This is a genomic window from Daeguia caeni, assembly GCF_042653845.1.
In the GTDB taxonomy this organism is placed as follows: Bacteria; Pseudomonadota; Alphaproteobacteria; order Rhizobiales; family Rhizobiaceae; genus Brucella; species Brucella caeni.
On record NZ_JBHSEL010000036.1, the window covers coordinates 60,072 to 80,556 of the forward strand.

Consider the following 20,485-nt stretch of genomic DNA (forward strand, 5'->3'; position numbering starts at 1 on the left):
GTTCCGGCGGTGCATTTTTCCTGCATGCCGCAGGATGGACAGCGGATCTGGTTTTCAGAAGCCGATACGCTGGAAAAGTCACAGAAATAGCTGACATATATCCATGTCTTCGTGAAGTCGATCCAGCAGCAATGCACCGCCATGAAGGATGAAGAGCTGGACCGGATTTTCAGATCGGCGTTTTACCGCACGGTCCTGTCGTCTGATGATGTCCGATCGATCCATATGGTGCATGGCCAGCCCGACAGGTTGCCAGCCGCCGGGATCAGCCTGTTCATCATTGATAATAAGAAAGACAGCTGGACAGACAGAATGCGGGACTGGTTCCCGCTATTCGCCGTAAATCATCCTGTCCTGCAGGGCGCGCAGCTCGGCAATCTTGGAGCCGGGGCGCGGCGCGGCATTGGCATAGGTGATGAGCTCACCCTTTTTGATGGGCGCAATGACCGAGCCGTCCTGCAGCAGGCCACAGGGAATGGCCTTGGTCTTGCGCGCTTCTTCCGTCGTCATGATCCATGAGCGATAGCAATACTGCCCGATCGCATCGAGCTTTTCGCCGGGCTGCATGTCCTTTTTGGCCACCGCGCAGACTTCCGCCACGGGTCGGGGCAGCGGCACCATGTCGGTCTTGCCATGCAGAACCACGCGGGCCACCGTCAGCGGCACTTCGAGTGAGGTGAGGTGATAGGGACGGTGGAAGGTGAAATAGGGGCCCTTGCCCATTTTCAGGTCCTCCAGCCGTTCGACAAAGCGCGGATGCTCCATCTTGGCAATGACAAAGACGCCGGGCGACACGCCGCGGCCGATGGAATAATCTACCACGCCGGTCTTGTTGAGGATGCCGCCGTCTTCCTTGGGGATGAGCGTGTGGCTCAATTCATCGATTGCCGCCTTTGGCCCGTGCATGCCGGCAATATCCGGCACAAGGCCGGTGGCATTGGCAATGGCTGCCATTTCTACCATGGTCTTGGAGCCATCGACGAATTCGACCAGAAGGCGCACATTCATGTTCCGGCGGTCGGCTTCTTCCTGGTAATCGTCAGGAATGGCGTCAAAATTGAGCGGATTGTTCTTGCCCTTGCCTGCCGCCACGATCTTGTGGCCCATGGCAGAGACAAATTCGATCAGTTCCATGCATGAGGACGGCTCGTCGCCCGCACCAAGCGAATAGACAACACCCTGTTTGTCAGCTTCTGCCTTGAGATAGGGGCCGATGGTGACGTCGGCCTCGACATTCATCATGACAAGGTGCTTGCCATTATGGATTGCCTTGATGCCGGTCTCGGCGCCCACTTCTGGAATGCCGGTGGCATCAATCACCACATCGATGAGCGGATTGGACAGGATCAGGTCATTGTCGCCGGTGACGGCAATCCTGCCTGATTCGATGGCGGCAAGCATGGCTGCTTCATTGGAAGCTTCCTTTGCCTTGCTGTCATCGCCATGGGCGACTCTGACGGCCTTGAAGGTGTTTTCGATGCGACGCGCGGAAAGGGCTGCAACCTCGATCCCCTGCATATTGGCAACCTGGGTGACAATATCCGTGCCCATCTCGCCGGCACCGATCAGGCCAATGCGAATCGGTTTGCCGGTTTCTGCCCGCGCGGCCAGATCGCGTGCCAGTCCGACCAGTGCCACATTTGTCGTCATGGGTGTTTTCCTAAATCGTTCACATCGATTTTTAATGATTCATGTCATGCTTGTGTCGAGAAGGGTGTTTATTGAACGGATAGTGTCTATAGCAAGCCTCATGATTGCGCATCCCGATTCTGCGCAAAGTTTTGGAGCATCCCCCTCATGAGCCATGAAATGCCCTTTGATCTTGTCATATTCGACTGCGACGGCGTTCTTGTCGATAGCGAACAGCTTTCCTGCACGGCCTTTGCAAAGGTCTATGCCAATCATGGCATGGCGGTGCCGGTGAGCCTCGTGATGAAGGGTATTGGCATGAAACAGGCCGACATTATCAGGATGATCGAAGCCGAGACGGGGCATCATCTGCCGGAAAGCGCGGATGCCGAATTCTGGCCGGAAACGCGCAAGCTGTTTGCCGAATCGCTGACGCCCACCGACGGCATTGCGGATTTCCTGCAACAATTGCCGCAAAAGCGCTGTGTTGCCTCTTCCTCGCAGCTGGAACGGATCATTTTCAGTCTGGAAAAAACCGGCTTGATCCGGTTTTTCGGTGATGCGATCTTTTCCTCCAGCATGGTCAGGCGCGGCAAGCCGGCGCCAGACCTGTTTCTGTTTGCTGCCGAGCGCATGGGGGTAGAGCCGTCGCGCTGCCTGGTGATCGAGGATTCGCCTTTTGGCGTGGAAGGGGCGGTTGCCGCCGGCATGACGGTTTTCGGCTATACGGGCGGCTGCCATACTTATGCCGAACATGCTGATAAACTGGCCGCGAAAGGCGCGAAACATGTCTTTGATCGCTGGGCAGATATTGCGCGCGAGATTTTGGTTGCCGCTTAGGCCATCGCAATAGGGCTTGCCGCATTTTCTTTATTGGGTAAAGAGAATTGGCTCATACAGAGCCCAGAATCGTTTTAGGAACTCTCAGCGCATGAAACCTGCAATCACGCTCGATCAATTGCGTAATGCCATCGGAACCGAGATTGGTTGCTCGGACTGGCGCGTCGTCACGCAGGAAATGATCAACCAGTTTGCCGATGCAACGGATGATCATCAGTTCATCCATGTTGATCCGGAGCGCGCAGCCAGGGAAACCCCATTTGGTGGCACGATTGCGCATGGTTTTCTGACGCTGTCCCTGCTGTCAACGCTGGCCTTTGAGGCGCTGCCAATGCTTGAAGGCGCCACGATGGGCATCAATTACGGCTTTGACAAGGTCCGCTTCATGAGCCCGGTCAAGACCGGTGCGCGGGTGCGGGCGCGGTTCAAGCTGGCCGATGCGGATATTCGCCCGTCCGGCCGGGTGGTCAATCATTATGATGTGACGCTGGAGATTGAAAATTCGGTCAAGCCAGCACTGACTGCAACCTGGCTTACCATTGCCATTCTGGAGACGCCGGCCGCCTGATCGGCCTGGCCATCTTCAATCCGCAAGCCGTCCCGTTCCATCCAGCGGGGCGGCTTTTCCTTTATATGTTGTCATAAGGTCACGGAACGCAAAGGGGCCGTGCAAAAACATGCCGATGTCATAAAAATTCTTCTTTTCTGCGCCGCGCAGATAAAGAAGATGCATCAGGAAGAAATTGCCTTTTGAACGCTTGTAACGGTTTTCGCTGTGTACATGCTTGAAGCGGATATGATGAATGAGCGGCGGATTGGCGGTCTTGAGGCGGAAGGTTTTGACCGGGTCGGAATCATAGAAATGAATGATGTCGGTCAAGGCCTGGAATTCTGACCACAGAACCGGGCTTTCCTCGATCACCAGGCGCAGATCCTCGCGCAGGTTCGCTGCCTTCGGGTGTAGGGCAATCATCATAAGGCAGGAGCCGAGGGCAAGCAGTGATACGGGCTGTTTCTGCAACAGATCCGGCCGCTCACGCTGGACGGTGGCAAGCGCCTCCACGGCGGGCACCGTGCCAAGACTGTGGGCGACGATGATCACTTCATCCGCATTGCTTTCAGCAAGCTTTGCCATCATCGCATCGGCAAAATGCCGGCGGCGCTGAACGAGTTTCCTGTTGCGGTCGCGGATGCGGTCATAGGCGGCTGACCAGTCATCCAGCAGATAGGACATGAAGACCTTGTCTCCCGGCCAGCGTACCAGAACCATGGCCACGGCAAGGGCAAGCGGCACGGACCAGATGAAATTCCAGACGGACAGACCGGCAAGAGCGGGCGCAAGGGCAATCAGCAGGGCAATGGCCAGAATGACCAGCGTCAGCAGGAAAGGCCAGAGGAAGAACAGCACAAAGCGCCAGCTTGTAATGAGATAGCGCCACAATGTGCCGGTGAGGAGAATGTCAAGAAAGGCGCGAAAGCCGGTGAGGATGCGCGTGCCGGTGGAGCGGGCGGCATAATCATCGAAAATATCCGCCGTGCCGAACTGGCAGAATTCCGTCTCGGTCTGCCAGCCATTGCCGCTGCTTGTCACCGTCATCGTCGCACAATCATTACCCTCGTCGCGCATGGGGGTGAGTCGCGTCTTTGCCTGCCAGAGCCTGTCAAAATCCTTCAGCGCATGGGCATGGCGCGTGCGGACAGCCTTGGCGTGCAGTCCTTCATAGCCGGTAAACTGGATGACGAGTCGTTTTTGGATGGGCATGTGTTCAGTCACGGAGCTTCAGGTGACGGGATATCGGAAAGGGTGGCGCCAGTGCAATCCAGATTTTCATGGAAATCCTGAATTGCCCTGAAATATTGTCATTTTGCAGCTCTTGAAGGAAAACCGGTGTCCACTTTTCCTGAAACTGCTTTAGAGGCAGCTGCCTGCACAGGGGCATAACGCTTTGAACCGGCCATGGCGATAGTGAATATCGGAAAAAGGATGGCTGGGCATGGGATTTTGTCCCTGCTAGCGACGATTTGAAGCGCAGCCATGCATTTTAGGTGCGGGTTTTATGGGCCCGTACTGTTCAAAGTTACATCAGGTGGTGGACAGGTGTTATGGTTTCTGGTAATAGCCAGCCCAATTTGCAGTGATGTGCTGCGAAGCTTGGGAGCCTTGGGACGATGATCAGCCGGTGAAATGGCTTGATATTCGTTTAAAGACCCCCGAATGGCCTCAGGCTTATCCGAAATTCTAACCGATACGGGATTACACGTGCAGGTACTCGTCCGCGATAATAATGTTGATCAGGCTCTCCGCGCTCTCAAGAAAAAGATGCAGCGTGAAGGTATCTTCCGCGAAATGAAGATGCGTGGCCATTATGAAAAGCCTTCTGAAAAGCGTGCCCGCGAAAAGGCAGAAGCCGTTCGCCGTGCGCGCAAGCTTGCACGCAAGCGTGCTCAGCGTGAAGGTCTGATTGGCGGCCGCGGCGCTCGCTGATCAAAGACGGAATTCGCGCTGCTGCGAAGTGGCGTTTTGCAATCCGGTGCGGCTTATGCCTTGCGCCGGATTTTGCGTTTGCATGGATTCTGCCATCAAGCAGTTCCAGGAAAAGTGGGAACGGTTCTCTGTCCGGGGCTGCACAAGATAATCTGCCAAGGCGATTCAGGGTTTCCGTGGAAGGCTGAGTTGCTCTAGATTACGTGCTGTCATGAAAATTCATGTCCTCTGGCCATGGAAATGGTTTAAGGACTTGCAGCCGGTGCATGTCTGAACGTCAATTCCCGCACAGCGTTGCTGATTTCTGAGGCAGTGGCGTGAAGCGGCAGGGTTGGCAGGCAGACGCATAGTGTGCCGATGCAAATCGTGCAGATGCCCTGTTGATCGTGTCGGGCTGATCCTGTGCCGGGTCAGCTTGCACGCTGTCGCTGATGGCCGAACGCATTGAGTTTCATGTGTCTCGCCCATGAAACGGAGCCGCGGGTCCGGCGACGTTTCAATGCTTTGAAAGGAACGCAGCAAGTGTTGCTTGTGGAGATGAAACAGTCCTTGATCGCTGATCACGCAACAAAGAACAGGATCGGTCGGATTGGGATTCTGGTTTCGACCGCGCTGGTTTGCATGGCCATTGCAGGTTGTCAAAGCACCAATACGGCGCTGACGACGGTGGATCGGGCGCAGGGCACCAGTGAAAATATCAGCTCGCTGACACAGGTGATCCAGAGTAATCCGCGCGATCCTGAAGGCTATAATGTCCGCGGTTCCGCCTATGGCCGGGCCGGACGCTACAAGGAAGCCATCCGCGATTTTGATCAGGCGATTGCGCTTAATCCGAATTTCTATCAGGCCTATGCCAACCGTGCGCTGGTCTATCGCTATATGGGCGACAGCAACAGGGCGGTGCAGGATTACAGCCGTGCCATCCAGATCAATCCGCAATATGACACCGCCTATATCGGCCGCGGCAATGTCTATCGTCTGGCTGGTCGCCATGATCAGGCGCTCAATGATTTCAACCAGGCCATTGCCTTGCAGACGACCGATGGCCGTGCCTATCACAATCGTGGCCTGATCTATCAGCTGCGCGGCCAGCACCAGCAGGCGATCGAGGATTTCTCCAAGGCGATTTCGCTCAATTCGACCGCGCCCGAGCCTTATAATGGCCGTGGTCTGTCCTATGTCGCGCTGAATGACTGGGACAATGCCTTCGACGATTTCAATACGGCAATAACGCTGAACCAGAATATTGCCGAAAGCTGGGCCAATCAGGCGCTGGTCTATGAACATCGCGGCGAAAAGGCAAAGGCAGCCAATTCCTATGCCCGCGCTGTCCAGCTTGATCCGAATTACAAGCCCGCCAAGGATGGTCTGGCACGCACACGTGGCTGATGTTTCAAGGCAAGCTCTAATATAAGCGGTACCTGAATAAGTTTGGGCAGGTGTCGCTTTTCTTTCTGTTGTCGTGCCCTACAATCGGGGCATGTCGCTTTTCGACCATATTGGCTTCTGCAACGACTGACATTCAGGCTTTGCCTTTTACAAAAGCTGTATGGCGGTGGTTGGATTTTCCGTGATTGCGCGATCAGACACGGCGTTTTGTCAGTGGCGGGGGAGTGCGCTGGTGCCGTTCCTGTGGATCCATACAGATCCGAACCGGCAAACAGCCGAGCTGTCTTTGCCCGCAGCCATCTGCATATGATGTTTACCGCGCGCAGCGGGAGGAGGTTTCAGCTTTCACCGGGCGGATGCTGCAGGCGGGCGGAGCGGATCATGGCGCTTCGGCCTGTCAGGGCCGGAGGAGCTGGGCTATTTTGCTGCCTTGTGCTTGATTCTGGCGGAAACACGCTGGAAGCGGGTTTCCGTGATGGAGGCAGACATCTTGATGGGCCGTGGTTCAGGCGCGCAAATTGCGCTTGTCCAGATGCTTGACTGTCAGGTCGCCAATCCACTGAATGCCGCAGACCATGATGATCAGGATGATGACCACGGCGATCATGACCGTCGTTTCAAAGCGCTGATAACCATAGCGGATGGCAAGGTCACCCAGGCCGCCGGCACCGATCGCGCCAGCCATGGCAGAGGCGCCGACAAGGGTGATCACGGTCACGGTAAAGCCGGCGACAATGCCGGGAAGCGCCTCAGGCACCAGCACTTCTCGCACGATTGTCCTGCGGCTGGCTCCCATGGAGCGGGCAGCCTCAATCAGCCCGCGATCGACCTCACGCAATGACACTTCGGCAATGCGCGCATAATAGGGGATGGCGGCAATCGACAGCGGCACGATGGAGGCCCATGTACCGATCGAAGTGCCGACGATGAAGCGCGTGACCGGAATGAGGGCAACGAGCAGGATGATGAAGGGCACCGAGCGGAAACCGTTGATGAGGGCGCCAAGGATCGTGTTGACGGTGAGGTTCTGCGCCAGCCCGCCGCGTTCGGTCAGGATCATGACCAGCGCCAGCGGCAGGCCCAGGACGAGCGAGATCAGGCTGGAAAAGCCGGTCATGATGATGGTCTCCCAGAAGGAGCGCCACAGAAGATCAATCATCGCCTGAGACATAGCCAAGTACCTCTGCGGCATCCGCATGCGTGTTGAGATGGGCGATTGCCGCGCTGAATTTTTCTGCGTCACGCGCCGGCAGGGCAATGAAGATGGTGCCAACCGGCTCGCCCTGTATGGTGTCCATGCCGCCGTGAATGAGCTGGGTTGCAAGACCTGAGGCGGCGGTCAATTCGTTGAAGAACGGGCGGCGGGCTGTATCGCCCGACAGGTTTACCCGAACAATGGCCATGTCATTGATTGCAGGGGAGAGCCGCTCGGCCCAAAAGGCTGGCAGGGTCGGCGCCAGAACCTGCAACAGGCTCTGCGTGACGGGGGCCTGCGGATTGGCAAAGACCTTCCAGACCGGGCCTTCCTCGACAATCCTGCCGCGATCAAGCACGATCACCCGATCGGCGATGCGGCGGATTACATCCATTTCATGTGTGATCAGCAAAATGGTGAGGCCAAGCTTTTTGTTGATGTCTTTCAACAGCGCCAGAATGGATTGTGTGGTTTCCGGGTCAAGCGCCGAGGTTGCCTCGTCGGAGAGGAGCAGGGCAGGCTCTGCCGCAAGCGCGCGCGCAATGCCGACGCGCTGTTTCTGGCCGCCGGAAAGCTGGCTCGGATAATGGCCCGCCTTGTCGTTCAGGCCAACAAGATCAAGCAGTTCGGCCACACGTTTCCTGCGCGCTTCCTTTGGCTGTCCGGCGATTTTCAGCGGCAGGGCGATGTTTTGCGCGACCGTCTTGGCGGATAAAAGGTTGAAATGCTGGAACACCATGCCGATGCGCCGGCGCATCGGGCGCAGCGCCCTTTCATCAAGGCCGGTAATTTCCTGCCCCTCGATACGGATCGAGCCGGAATCGGGCTGTTCCAGCCCGTTGACACAACGGATCAGTGTCGATTTGCCGGCACCGCTGCGGCCGATGATGCCAAGGATCTCGCCGCGTGAGACGGAAAGTGTAACGCCATCAATTGCGGGCGTCTGGCCGAATTTACGGCGCACATCCCGCATTTCAACAATGGGCGCATTGGAGACAGGTGGCGTTTGAGTGATCACGCTTTTACTTCAGTTTGGAGTTGCCGAATATCAAACGGCTTTTGAACAAAACGGTCGAACCGCGGCTGCAAATCCAGGCAGCATTCGGTCAATCAAGCCTTGAGGAATGCTTTTGGGCAATTTTTGCGTCCACGTCAACAAAAGCCGTGCCAGAAACGGGTCTGGCACGGCAAAGATGCTTATCGTGCGAACCTAGTTCCAGGCCGGAATGCCCGTGCCCTTATAGGCGCGTTCCAGTTCAGCCTTCACGGCATCGTTCTGATAGGATGCAACAAGCTTCTTGACCCAGTCCTGACCGAGATCTTCGGTGCGTACTGCGATGAAGTTGTTGTACGGATTGTTTTCCTTCGATTCCCAGCCGATGGCTTCTTCCTTTGTCAGGCCAGCCTTGGCTGCCCAGTCATTGTTGACGATGGCGGCATCGAGGTCATCGATGGAACGGCCGACAACACCGGCGTCGAGTTCCTTGATTTCCAGTTTCTTCGGATTTTCGATAATGTCGATCGGGGTGGCAAGGATGCCTGCATCCGGGCGCAGCTTGATCAGACCCTTTTCCTCCAGAACGCGCAGTGCGCGGCCTTCGTTGGATGGATCGTTCGGCACGCCGATGACAGCGCCTTCCTTCAGCTCGTCAATGTTCTTGAACTTGCGCGAATAGATGCCGATCGGCCAGACGGCGGTATAGCCGGCGACGCTGATCTTGTAATTGTGCTGCTTGATCTGTTCATCAAGGTAAGGCTTGTGCTGGAAGGCATTGGCGTCGATTTCCTTGCGTTCCAGCGCTTCGTTTGGCTGGGTGTAGTCGTTGAAAATGACACGCTCGATGATCAGGCCATGCTTCTTGCCTTCTTCAGCGGCAACCTTCCAGACTTCTTCGTCTTCACCACCCATGATGCCAACCTTGATGACCTTGTCTTCGGCATGGCCTGGAGCGGATGCGAAGCCAATGGTCAGTGCGGCAGCGGTGAACAGAAGGGCCTTCAGACCAGCACGACGGGTCAAGGCGAAACGGGAGAGTGCTGACGACATGGTGTTTTCCTATTTGCGATGATTGACTTGATGATACCGTGAAGAGAACCTCAGGAGCGAAATTTTCTTCCAGATCAGATTGAGGGTGATAATTCCCGTTCTGGTAGCAATAAACAAGGAAAATTATTTCACTTATCGACGAGCGGGCGAGGCTGGATTGCGTTTCTTTATGTAATGGCGGATTGTCATTCCTGAGGATGAGGGCAGGCGAAATCCTATTTCGCCTGCCTGACATTTCAGCATATCTGGCTGTTTTGGGCGGTAGCCTTATGCCTTGTTCAGCTCTGCTTCTGCCTGGCCAGTCCCTGTTCGCGCATCTGGCTCAGGGTCATTCTCGGTGACAGTGCTTCCGGATCGATGCGGATTTCGATCAGTGCCGGCTTGCCGGCCTTTTCGCAGCGTTCAAAGGCTGGCGCGAAATCCTCGCTTTTCTCAACCGTCTCGCCATGCAGGCCATAGGCGCGGGCCAGAGCGGCAAAATCCGGGTTGGCAAGGGCCGTGCCGGAAATGCGGCCCGGATAGTTGCGTTCCTGATGCATGCGTATGGTGCCATACATGCCATTATTGATGACAATGAAAATGGCATTGGCGCCATATTGTACGGCGGTTGCCAGCTCCTGGCCGTTCATCAGGAAACAGCCATCGCCAGCAAAGGCAACGACGGTGCGCTCTGGCGCGGTGAGCTTTGCCGCAACGGCTGCGGGTACGCCATAACCCATGGAGCCATTGGTTGGCGCCAACTGGCTGCGATAGGTGCGGTATTGATAAAAGCGGTGCGGCCAGGCCGAATAATTGCCCGCGCCATTGGTGATGATGGCGTCTTTCGGCAGATGCGTGCGCAGATATTCCATGATCTCGCCCATCTGTACCGGGCCGGGAATGACAGGCGTTTCGATATTGGCGCGATAATCGGCATTGGCGTTTTGCGTCCATGCCTTCCAGCGCGGATCGGCGATGGGCGCAAGCCTTGCGGCTGCAGCGCAGAAGGCCGGCATGGTCGCATTGATGGGCACATCGGCATAGTAAACGCGGCAGAGTTCTTCGGCGCCCGGATGGATGTGGATGAGCTTCTGCCTTGGCACCGGAATATCGATCAGCTCATAGCCCTGTGTCGTCATTTCACCCAGCCTTGCACCGACCACGACGAGCAGACCGCTTTCGCGCACACGGTTGGCAAGTTTTGGGCTGATCGAGGTGCCCATTTCGCCGGCATAAAGCGGGTGGGTATTGTCGAACATGTCCTGGCAGCGGAAAGAGGCTGCGACCGGCAGATGCATGTTTTCGGCAAAGGTCTGCAGATCGCGGACGGCTGCGGCCGTCCAACCGCCGCCACCGACAATCATCAGCGGGCGTTCGGCCTGTTCGATCAGCGCCTTCATCTCCTGCAGCTGATCAGCACCCGGATGGATCTGAACCTGCTTGTAGGCCGGTGCATCGCTGACGGCGGCATGTGCGGTCAGCATGTCTTCCGGCAGGGCAATGACGACCGGGCCGGGGCGGCCATTGACGGCGCGATGGAAAGCCTGGCTTACCAGTTCCGGAATGCGGGCGGCATCATCGATCTGCACCACCCATTTTGCCATCTGGCCAAACATGCGGCGGTAATCGACCTCCTGAAAGGCTTCGCGCTCAACCTGGTCGCTAGCAACCTGGCCGATGAACAGAAGCATCGGGGTCGAGTCCTGAAAGGCCGTATGCACGCCGACCGAGGCATTGGTGGCGCCAGGGCCGCGGGTGACAAAACAGATGCCCGGCTTGCCCGTCAGCTTGCCATAGGCATCCGCCATATAGGCAGCTCCCCCTTCCTGACGGCAGACGATGAGGTCGATTTCGTCCTGCACGTCATGGAAGGCATCCAGTGCTGCCAGATAGCTTTCCCCAGGCACGCAGAAGACCCGATCCACGCCATGAATGCGCAAGGCGTCTACCAGAATCTGACCGCCGCTACGTGTGTTCGGTTTTCCGATCATGTGAAGCATTCCCTCAAGACCCCAACTTATCCCAACCGATCGGGCGCTTCGCGCCTCATCCTGACACTGCATAACAGCATAGGCCGAAGCAGGAATACAGACCCGACATGATGAGATAAGCGGATGATTTCATGAGCGGCCGGTATGGCAGGAATGCGTCAGCATGGTCGGATACTATCAGAATTAAGGTATTGATTGTGGTGGCGAAATATTGTCACCTTGCCGCTCAGCTTTTCTTCCCATCAGGTCGATGCACATCATGTCCCAGCCAGATTTGTCTGCCCTTCGCGCTTTTGTTGAAACCATTCCTCAGCTCTACAAGGGGCCCGGCGGTGCCGTGGCCGTGGTGAAGGATGGCGAAGTCATCCTGCGCCATAGCTGGGGCTTTGCCGATCTGGAACGGCACAAGCCGGTGACGGCTCAGACGCGCATGCCGATCTGTTCGGTGAGCAAGCAGTTTACCTGCGCCATTCTGCTCGATAGTGTCGGCGCGCCGGAAAAGCTGGATGGTTTGCTGGCTGACTATCTCGATATGTTTGAAGACGAACGCCCGACGGTGCGCGATCTTTGCAACAACCAGTCGGGCCTGCGCGATTACTGGGCGCTGACGGTTCTGTGTGGCGCTGATCCGGAAGGCGTATTCTTGCCGGAACATGCGCGCAGCCTGTTGCGCCGTCTCAAGACCACGCATTTTGCGCCGGGCACGCATTATTCCTACAGCAATGGCAATTTCCGCATTCTTGCCGATCTGATCGAGCAGCAGACCGGACGCAAGCTGGCCGATCTGTTGTCGGAGCGCATTTTCAGGCCTGCCGGCATGAAGACGGCGGAACTGCTTCCCGATACGGCAGCCTTCCATGACTGTGTCGGCTATGAGGGCGATATTGATCGCGGCTTCATACCGGCCATCAACCGGATCCATTGGGAAGGTGATGCCGGCATTGTCGCATCCCTGGACGACATGATCGCCTGGGAACAATTCATTGACGCAACACGCGATGATGAAGACGGGCTTTACAGGCGCATCAGCACACCGCAGACCTATCGTGATGGCAATGCGGCCCATTACGGCTTTGGCCTGAAACATGACGAGACGGGTGGGTATCGTCTCACCGGTCATGGCGGGGCGCTGCGTGGCTGGCGCTGCCACCGCTGGCATGCGGCCGATGCACGGATCTCGACCATTGCATTGCTCAATTTCGAAGGGGCAGCGGCGGAGATTGCAACCCGGCTGATGGATATTGCGCTGGGCATTACCAAGCCGGAGCCGCAACGGGTGGCGGCCGATCCGGACTGGTTTGGCGCATGGCTCAGCCCTGAGACGGGACTGGTGCTGACGCTGGAGGATGCAGGCCATGGCCGCATGAAGGCAGGCTTTGGTGTGCGACCGGAAATCGTCAATGTGGTTGCACCCGATCAGGCGCAGTCCGGCCATATGGTGCTCAAGCGGGCGGGCGAGCGGATCGAGCTGGTAGGCACGCAGGAAAATCTGAAAACCACATTGCATCGCATTGGCGGCAAGGCAAGGCTTGATGTGGTTGGACGCTATCATTCGGATGAACTTGATGCCGATCTGACCCTGGTTGATCAGGGCGGGGCGCTTTATGGCTGTTTTGAAGGTTTTCTGGGCAGAAGTACCATGTATCCGCTTTATCCGTTGGGGGAAGATGTGTGGTATCTGCCGGTGCAGCGCTCGATGGATGCACCGTCGCCGGGTGACTGGAAACTGGTGTTCCAGCGCGATGCGCAGGGCGCGGTCAGTGCAGTGCAGGTCGGCTGCTGGCTTGCTCGCAATGTGCAATATGTCCGGGCCTGATATCAGGTCCTGACAGACGCGGTTGCGTCCGGTCATTGCCCGCGCGCCGTAGGGCACACGGGCGAGGGCCTGTCTGGTCAGGCTGGCCGACGCTGCAGCGCATCCAGAATATACTGGGTGCTCAGCCGGATGGCCGTGGACATTGTCTGCCGGGCCATGATCGGATCATTGGTCGCGATCGCCTGTGCAATCTTGACATATTCATTGGTGAGGGTGGATATGGCGGCTGCCTGATAGGTTGGCGCATTGACCACATAGGCAATCGCCAGAGCCGCCTCGATCAGATCCGCCGATGAGCGGATGAATGGATTGCCGGACAGTTCCATGATGGCCAGATGGAAATCGAGATCAGCCAGGACTGCGGTTTCCCGTGTATGGTCTGGATAGGCAAGGCGGCAGGCGAGCGTGTAAATCATGTTTGCATCTTCACGTCCGGCCAGTTCTGCGGCCCGTGCTGCCGTCTCCGGCTCAAGCGCGAGGCGCGTGAAATGAAGATGCCGGACAAATTCCGCGTCAACGCCGTTCTGGATCCACCAGAACAGGATGTCCGGGTCGAAGAAATTGCAGTTCTTCGTGCCCAGAACACGCGTGCCCACTCTTGATTTCGGTTCAATCAAGCATTTGGCGGCGAGTGTTTTCATCGCTTCACGCAAGACCGTGCGCGAGACACCAAAACGCTCTGATAATTCCTGATCGCCAGGCAAAATCGTCCCTTCAGGCAGCGTGCCGGAAAGAATTTCCTTGCCCAGTGTGTCGACAACTGCGGCGTGGCTGGTATGACGTTTTTGCCCTTTTATAATTCTGCTTAACAGCCCCAATACGGGAATCCTCACATAATTCGTTTAAGTATTACTATATAAAAATTCATGTCCTGAGACATTATGCATCATTCCAGGATATTGTAATATTTATTGAATGAAGTGGTCATGCGTATATTCCAATCAAGTATGACGAATTCTTGCATATATCCGTTGTTGATATGGGCATTTTTATGAAAATGCAGGCGCGATCAATATATATTTTTCATATGAAATATGTCAAATTATATATAAGAATGTAATTCAATAGGTATATAAAAATAACGTAATATTTGTAAGAATTATACTATTGCATGAATTATCGAGTGCCTCGCGACGAATCTATAATTATATGGCTTTGATTTGTTGTCATGAACCATGACAACGAGTTTAATTCATTGAACTGATCTATTCAATATCCAGGCAGACAAAGTTTATAGAGCGGTTTTACGCGCATATTCGATATAAAGTTCGCGCAGGCGCGTTGCGATGGGGCCGGGTTTCCCATCTGCAATGGCGCGGTCATCGATCATGGTGATCGGCGTGACAAATGCTCCGGCACTTGTCATGAAGGCTTCCCTGGCCTGATAGGCTTCCTCAATGGTGAACAAGCGTTCTTCAAGTTTCAGCCCGTTTTCCGCAAGCAGTTGCAGTAGGGCCTTGCAGGTGCAGCCGGGCAAAATGGCATTGCTGTTCGGGCGTGTGACTACGACATCGTCCTGGGTGACGATGAAGGCAGTTGATGAGGCGCCTTCGGTGACATGGCCGTCTTCGATCATCCATGCTTCATCGCAGCCCGCATTTCTGGCGATGGTCTTGGCAAGTGCCTGTGGCAGCAGGCACACGGTCTTGATGTCACGGCGTTTCCAGCGAAGGTCGGGCAGGGATATGACTTTCGCGCCGGTCTTCAGCACCGGCTTGTCCAGCAGCGGGAATGCCTGTGTGAACAGGATGAGCGTGGGCTCAATTCCCTCCTGCGCGACAAAGTCACGGTCGCGACCATCGCCACGGGTGATCTGCAGATAGATCAGGCCTTCCTGCAGATCATTGCGCGCGACAAGCGCGCGTTCGATTGCGATGATTTCATCTTCGCCAAGAGGCAGTGGAATGCCGATTTCGCCGGTTGAACGGCGCAGACGCGCCATATGTGCGGAGCTGTCAATCAGCTTGCCGTCAAGCACGGCGGTGACTTCATAAATGCCATCGCCAAACAGAAAACCGCGATCGAAAATTGATACCCTTGCGTCACGTGCGGGAAGGAATGCGCCATTCACATAGACAATGCGATCATCAAGATTTTCAGGGGAGGCGGTCATGTTTTACGGAATCCTGCTGGAACATGCGTGCAAAGCACGGCGCCAGATATGACAGCTTTGCCGGATTTGGAATATAGTGTGTGATGAAAAAAATGCCACCGCAAAAGAATGCGGTGGCATGGTTGTTGTTTTTTCTTTTATATCAATCAGTTGGCGCGTTTCAGCGCGTCACCGAGAATGGATACGATCGTATCGATATGCTGCTTTTCAACGATGAGTGGTGGCGACAGGGCAATTACGTCACCGGTCACGCGGATCAGCAGGCCTTTCTTGAAGCAATCGACGAAGACGTCATAGGCGCGTGTGCCGGGTGCGCCTTCGCGTGAGGACAGCTCGATGGCGCCGACGAGGCCAAGGTTGCGGATGTCGATGACATGCGGCAGGCCGCGCAGTGAGTGCAGGGCTTCCTGCCAATAGTCGGCCAGTGAGGCGCCGCGGGTGAGCAGGCCTTCCTCGGCATAGATGTCGAGCGTTGCAAGACCGGCTGCAGCGGCAACCGGATGGCCGGAATAGGTATAGCCATGGAACAGTTCGATGGCGTTTTCCGGGCCGGTCATCAGGCCGTCATAGATCTTGCGGCTTGCGAAAACGGCGCCCATCGGGATCGTGCCATTGGTCAGGCCCTTGGCGGTGGTGACGATATCCGGAACAACGCCGAAATAGTCGACGGCAAATGGTGTGCCCAGACGGCCAAAGCCGGTGATGACCTCATCAAAGATCAGCAGGATGCCATATTTGTCGGCCGTGGCGCGAATGCGTTCCAGATAGCCCTTTGGTGGCAGGATGACGCCGGCCGAACCGGACATGGGTTCCACAATGACAGCGGCGATTTTTTCTGCGCCATGCAGCTGAACCAGGCGCTCCAGATCGTCGGCAAGCTCGATGCCATGCGGCGGCAGGCCCTTGGAGAAGGCATTCCTTTCAATGTCGAGCGTGTGACGCAGATGATCAGCCGGGATCTGCGGGAATACGCGGCGGTTGTTGACAAGGCCGCCAACAGAAATGCCGCCAAAGCCAACACCGTGATAGCCCTTTTCACGACCGATCACCAGGGTGCGGGTGCCTTGGCCAATGGCGCGCTGATAGGCGATGGCAATCTTGAGGGCGGTGTCGACCGATTCCGAGCCGGAATTGGTGAAAAAGATGCGGTCGAGCTGGGCCGCTTTCCCCCCTGGCGCGATAGCGGCAAGGCGTTCGGCAAAATCGAACGCCACATTGTGGCCCATCTGGAAGGTCGGCGCGAAATCCAGCGTAGCAATCTGGCGCTCGACGGCTTCGGTAATGCGCTTGCGACCATGCCCGGCATTGCAGCACCACAGGCCGGCCGTGCCGTCCAGTACCGGGTTGCCGTCAACGTCGGTGTAATACATGCCTTCAGCGCTTGCCAGAAGGCGTGGGGCAGCCTTGAACTGGCGGTTTGCAGTAAAGGGCATCCAGAAATTATCCAGAGCTGGGGTATTGGTTTTGGTCAGCATTGAACCCTCCTGTTTTGCATGTCATTGGACACGTTTTCCTGAAAGCAACAAGTCTTTTTCTTCTGAACGTCAACCGATTGATTTTGTTTCATTCGTTCATAGAAGTTGTGTTATATTCAACACATGCAACAGATCGGGGACGCACAATGAATTTTGATGTTGGTGGAAGGCTGCGTTATGTGCGCATGCGGCACAATCTTTCCCAGCGGGAACTTGCCAAAAGGGCAGGCGTCACGAATTCAACCATTTCGCTGATCGAGGCCAATCAGACCAATCCGTCCGTCGGGGCCCTGAAGCGGATTCTTGATGGCATCCCGATCGGCATGTCAGAATTTTTCGCGTTGGAACCCGATGCGCCGCCAAAGGTCTTCTATCAGGCGGATGAGCTGGTGGAGATTGGCAAGGGCAAGATTTCCTATCGCCAGGTTGGTGACAATCTCTTTGCACGCGCCCTGCAGATCCTGAAGGAACGCTATGAACCGGGGGCGGATACGGGAAAGGTCATGTTGGTGCATGAGGGCGAAGAGGGCGGTATCATCATTTCCGGGCGCCTTGAAGTGACTGTTGGCAGCGACAGGCGTATTCTGGGGCCGGGTGATGCCTATTATTTCCCAAGCAAATTACCGCACCGGTTCCGTTGTATTGGTCCTGTTGCGTGCGAAGTGGTCAGCGCCTGCACGCCGCCAAGCTTCTAATATCAGGAAGAGGGCATTATCAACGGTTTCTTTCGTTGCGGCCATCCGGCACGCATTTATCGGCATGCAACCCGTCTGCATGCGGTATTGCACGGGCCGTTGATACGGGCTGCCTGTCGTCTGGTCTGTTCCGGGCCGATGTCTCCCATGTGGGGCGGAAGCTTAATTGCTCCCCCAGAATGGGCATAAGACAATATGTTTTGAATATAATTTATTTGAGTAATCAAATGTGAAAAATGAATATTTCATATTAATGATATAATTTATGAATATAAAAATAAACATCAATATCAGTCAGGGTAATTTTTACAAGAAATGCTTTTATTATTATAAGCGTATTATTTAATAATTTATAATAGGCAATTATTATATAATTATAAGTTGTTTTTGATAAATATATTACAATGATGAATAAAGATAACGGAGGGTTCGTGTTTTAGTATGTATTAATATTACTTAAAGGAATAATTATGCAAAACGCCTCGAATCGCGAGTTTAGGTCATTTTTGCGCGCAAGCATTTCGCCCCTGATTCAGGACTGTGCGCTGTTCCATTATGTGTGGCGCCAACAGATGTGAGCGCAGGGGGAGCTGAATGGAAAGTCCAAGACTATCATGAACGGCAAAAACGGACACAGGGCGAGAATGGCCTGAAAGCATCCAATGATGTGCAGGGATCAATGACGGAAATCTCGCCTCCAGACGGCGACAAAAAAGGAATTGAAGATAGTAATAATAAAGAAATAAAGAAGGAAGAAAAGAAAAACAAGAAAAAAGATAAAAGGAAAGGCATAATTTCTAGTGTCAAGAATTTCCTATCAAGAAAAAAGGCAAAGGGCGTTAATGGTTTCGGGGCTGATGGAGGCTTGCTTAGTCAGAATGGCAGCCTGAGCTTCAATGACAATGGCTATGCAGAAAGCATAAGAGAAAAAACAGAATTGTCAGATGAAGGGACCACGTCTTCTCTGTTCGAGGAAGAGACGCATCAGCACATATATTCGAGTGATGAAAAGTTTAGTGAGACTGGCCGAGAAGATTCTGGCAGGAGCACATCTGTTTCAGACAGTTTGCTGAGCCATGGTCGCAAGGATATCGGGCCTGGCCCCAATGATCATGCAGATCATAATGAACCTGAGGCAATTTCTGGCGCTAATAGGATGCTCAAGTCGCGTGAGCATCTGGGGCTGGACGGAAATCTGTGGTTTGAACAGTCAGACGATGAGGGTCAGGAAACGCCAAGACCTTCTTTGGATAGTCCTGCCTCCTCGTCAGTGCATACGGTCATTTCGCGTGACGATAGGGCAAGTTCTCAAGAAGCGAGAAAAAACAGCCTGGAAAAGGCGGATAATACACGGATGAATGCATCGGATTCGTCTGATGACGGAAGTTCTGATGTAGACGGCAATGTGCCAGGGAAGACACGAGAGATTGGAGCAGGCATCGCAAGCCAATCACGGGATGATGCCCGGATTCCTGTGCCGCCACAGATGCAGGCAGATGCCCAGAGTCTGACCACAGTCCAGCAGGGTGTTTCTGCTGACACTGGGCAGCAGGCTGGTGCTGCCGAGGAGAATGCGCCACAGGCTGTTGCCCAGGCAGAAGCGNAGGCAGAAGCGCAGGCCATTGCGCCGCAAGCGGCCCGGGACAATGCGCAGCCGGCAGATCAGGCTGCGGCAGATCAGGCGGCAGCAGATCAGGCGGCAGCAGATGTTGAAACTGTCGCAGCGGCCTATCAGCCCGGCGTTCCGGTTTATGCTGCCTATGGCCAGATCGTCCGTTTGGCAACCAGCCTGCCGACCATGCAGGAGCGCATCGGCAAGCGTTACTGGGCCGGACAGGGCGCGGCACAGATCGAGGAAGGCGACGGCGAAGAGGCCCGGCTTTCCTGGAAGGGCAATGACATCCTGACCGATCTTGGTCTGGTCTGGGGACAGGCTGAAGCCGGTCATCGCCATGCCGCCCTTGCCGGCAGCGATCTGCACACGCGCTACACCGCCAATGACTGGAAGGTCACGCTTGGTCTCGACAACCAGCTCCATGAAGCCAATGACAACCGTCTGCTTGGCGGCGTCTGGGTCAGGTATAGCCGGATCAATGCGGATATTGCCTCGGCTTTGGGCAAGGGTGCGATCGAGACGCAGGCCTATGGTGTGGGCGGCGCGCTGACCTGGCTGTCGGACAATGGCCTCTATGTTGACGCACAGGCGCAATATAGCAGGCTGAAGAGCGAGCTTTCCCCGGACAAGGTCAGCAAGGCGCTGGCGAGCAATGCGAAGGCTGAAAGCTATGATGTCAGCCTTGAGGCTGGCAAGTCGGTGCGGCTGAACGACTACTGGACGCTGACGCCGCAGGTTCAGCTCAGCTGGAACCATGTCACGGCCAACAGCTTTACCGATGCCGATGCCAATACGGTTCGGTTTGAACTGAAGGATCAGGTTACGCTGCGTGGTGGCGTTGCGGTTGAATATGCCAAGAGCTGGCAGGACAAGGGCGGCAAGACGGTTCGAGCCAGTGTTCATGGCATTGCCAATCTGCGCCATCGCCTTGCGGGCAAGGGTTCGCGTCTGCAGCTTGCCGATCAGAGCGTGAAGATCGGTCATGAGGAACGCACCTGGGGCGAAATCGGCCTTGGCGGGCGCTATGAGCTGAAGGACAGGAGGCTTGCTGTCTTTGGCGATGTCACCGCCGGTACGGCCATGAACAATCCGGGCAAGAACCACTATGTCGCAGGCAAGCTCGGCCTGAGCATCAAGTGGTGACACACAGGCACTGAATGACACACAGTCACTGAAACAGATGAAACGCCCCGGTTCCGCCGGGGCGTTTTGCATG

General features: G+C 55.5%; 16 protein-coding genes and 1 pseudogene. 8 read left to right on the top strand and 9 right to left on the bottom strand.

The window, feature by feature from the left end:
- Positions 1 to 330: 330 nt before the first annotated feature.
- Positions 331 to 1,650: a 1-deoxy-D-ribulose 5-phosphate reductoisomerase gene (locus tag ACFO1V_RS04005; RefSeq protein WP_374831836.1), complete on the bottom strand. Its 1,320-nt coding sequence runs from the start codon at positions 1,648 to 1,650 to the stop codon at positions 331 to 333.
- Between the two features lie 147 nt (positions 1,651 to 1,797).
- Between ACFO1V_RS04005 and ACFO1V_RS04010 the strand changes: the two genes are divergently transcribed.
- Together ACFO1V_RS04010 and ACFO1V_RS04015 are read left to right on the top strand one after the other, a co-directional pair.
- Positions 1,798 to 2,469, top strand: a complete 672-nt coding sequence (locus ACFO1V_RS04010; RefSeq protein ID WP_374831834.1) for an HAD family hydrolase — start codon at positions 1,798 to 1,800, stop codon at positions 2,467 to 2,469.
- Between the two features lie 91 nt (positions 2,470 to 2,560).
- Positions 2,561 to 3,037 carry a MaoC family dehydratase gene (locus tag ACFO1V_RS04015; RefSeq protein ID WP_374831832.1) on the top strand — a complete coding sequence of 159 codons (477 nt, stop codon included), beginning with the start codon at positions 2,561 to 2,563 and terminating at the stop codon, positions 3,035 to 3,037.
- Between the two features lie 15 nt (positions 3,038 to 3,052).
- Here ACFO1V_RS04015 and ACFO1V_RS04020 read toward each other — a convergent pair whose 3' ends face one another.
- Positions 3,053 to 4,231, bottom strand: a complete 1,179-nt coding sequence (locus ACFO1V_RS04020) for an alpha/beta hydrolase (protein ID WP_374831830.1) — start codon at positions 4,229 to 4,231, stop codon at positions 3,053 to 3,055.
- 498 nt (positions 4,232 to 4,729) lie between these two features.
- Between ACFO1V_RS04020 and rpsU the strand changes: the two genes are divergently transcribed.
- From rpsU to ACFO1V_RS04035, 3 genes and pseudogenes are all read left to right on the top strand, one after another.
- The gene (gene rpsU, locus ACFO1V_RS04025) at positions 4,730 to 4,954 is read left to right on the top strand and encodes a 30S ribosomal protein S21 (protein ID WP_183654261.1); all 225 of its coding nucleotides are present in this window, start codon (positions 4,730 to 4,732) and stop codon (positions 4,952 to 4,954) included.
- A 537-nt stretch (positions 4,955 to 5,491) separates the two neighbouring features.
- Positions 5,492 to 6,343 carry a tetratricopeptide repeat protein gene (locus ACFO1V_RS04030; protein ID WP_374831828.1) on the top strand — a complete coding sequence of 284 codons (852 nt, stop codon included), beginning with the start codon at positions 5,492 to 5,494 and terminating at the stop codon, positions 6,341 to 6,343.
- A 91-nt stretch (positions 6,344 to 6,434) separates the two neighbouring features.
- Positions 6,435 to 6,883: pseudogene (locus ACFO1V_RS04035) on the top strand (VOC family protein).
- Here ACFO1V_RS04035 and ACFO1V_RS04040 read toward each other — a convergent pair.
- From ACFO1V_RS04040 to ACFO1V_RS04055, 4 genes are all read right to left on the bottom strand, one after another.
- Positions 6,849 to 7,514: a methionine ABC transporter permease gene (locus ACFO1V_RS04040; protein WP_374831826.1), complete on the bottom strand. Its 666-nt coding sequence runs from the start codon at positions 7,512 to 7,514 to the stop codon at positions 6,849 to 6,851. The pseudogene ACFO1V_RS04035 and the gene ACFO1V_RS04040 sit on opposite strands and share 35 nt — an antisense overlap.
- Positions 7,495 to 8,511, bottom strand: a complete 1,017-nt coding sequence (locus ACFO1V_RS04045; RefSeq protein ID WP_374831936.1) for a methionine ABC transporter ATP-binding protein — start codon at positions 8,509 to 8,511, stop codon at positions 7,495 to 7,497. The genes ACFO1V_RS04040 and ACFO1V_RS04045 overlap by 20 nt, the downstream gene beginning before the upstream one ends.
- 237 nt (positions 8,512 to 8,748) lie before the next feature.
- Positions 8,749 to 9,585 (bottom strand): MetQ/NlpA family ABC transporter substrate-binding protein, encoded by an 837-nt coding sequence (locus tag ACFO1V_RS04050; protein WP_374831824.1) that lies wholly within the window; start codon positions 9,583 to 9,585, stop codon positions 8,749 to 8,751.
- A gap of 278 nt (positions 9,586 to 9,863) precedes the next feature.
- On the bottom strand, positions 9,864 to 11,555 hold the full coding sequence (locus ACFO1V_RS04055) for a thiamine pyrophosphate-binding protein (protein ID WP_374831822.1): 1,692 nt from the start codon (positions 11,553 to 11,555) through the stop codon (positions 9,864 to 9,866).
- 259 nt (positions 11,556 to 11,814) lie between these two features.
- On the opposite strand from ACFO1V_RS04055, the gene ACFO1V_RS04060 reads away from it, so the two are divergent.
- Positions 11,815 to 13,371 carry a D-aminopeptidase gene (locus tag ACFO1V_RS04060; protein ID WP_374831820.1) on the top strand — a complete coding sequence of 519 codons (1,557 nt, stop codon included), beginning with the start codon at positions 11,815 to 11,817 and terminating at the stop codon, positions 13,369 to 13,371.
- 77 nt (positions 13,372 to 13,448) lie between these two features.
- Here ACFO1V_RS04060 and ACFO1V_RS04065 read toward each other — a convergent pair whose 3' ends face one another.
- From ACFO1V_RS04065 to aptA, 3 genes are all read right to left on the bottom strand, one after another.
- Positions 13,449 to 14,189, bottom strand: coding sequence for a FadR/GntR family transcriptional regulator (locus ACFO1V_RS04065; RefSeq protein ID WP_374831818.1), 741 nt, complete (start codon positions 14,187 to 14,189; stop codon positions 13,449 to 13,451).
- Between the two features lie 413 nt (positions 14,190 to 14,602).
- Positions 14,603 to 15,484 carry a D-amino-acid transaminase gene (locus tag ACFO1V_RS04070; RefSeq protein WP_374831816.1) on the bottom strand — a complete coding sequence of 294 codons (882 nt, stop codon included), beginning with the start codon at positions 15,482 to 15,484 and terminating at the stop codon, positions 14,603 to 14,605.
- Positions 15,485 to 15,630: 146 nt separating this feature from the next.
- Complete coding sequence (gene aptA, locus ACFO1V_RS04075; RefSeq protein ID WP_374831814.1) at positions 15,631 to 16,959, bottom strand: omega-aminotransferase AptA; 1,329 nt, start codon at positions 16,957 to 16,959, stop codon at positions 15,631 to 15,633.
- A 146-nt stretch (positions 16,960 to 17,105) separates the two neighbouring features.
- Between aptA and ACFO1V_RS04080 the strand changes: the two genes are divergently transcribed.
- Entirely contained in the window at positions 17,106 to 17,654 is a 549-nt protein-coding gene (locus tag ACFO1V_RS04080; RefSeq protein ID WP_374831813.1) for a cupin domain-containing protein, read from the top strand.
- A 1,486-nt stretch (positions 17,655 to 19,140) separates the two neighbouring features.
- Positions 19,141 to 20,412, top strand: a complete 1,272-nt coding sequence (locus tag ACFO1V_RS04085; RefSeq protein ID WP_465251724.1) for an autotransporter outer membrane beta-barrel domain-containing protein — start codon at positions 19,141 to 19,143, stop codon at positions 20,410 to 20,412.
- Positions 20,413 to 20,485: the final 73 nt, after the last annotated feature.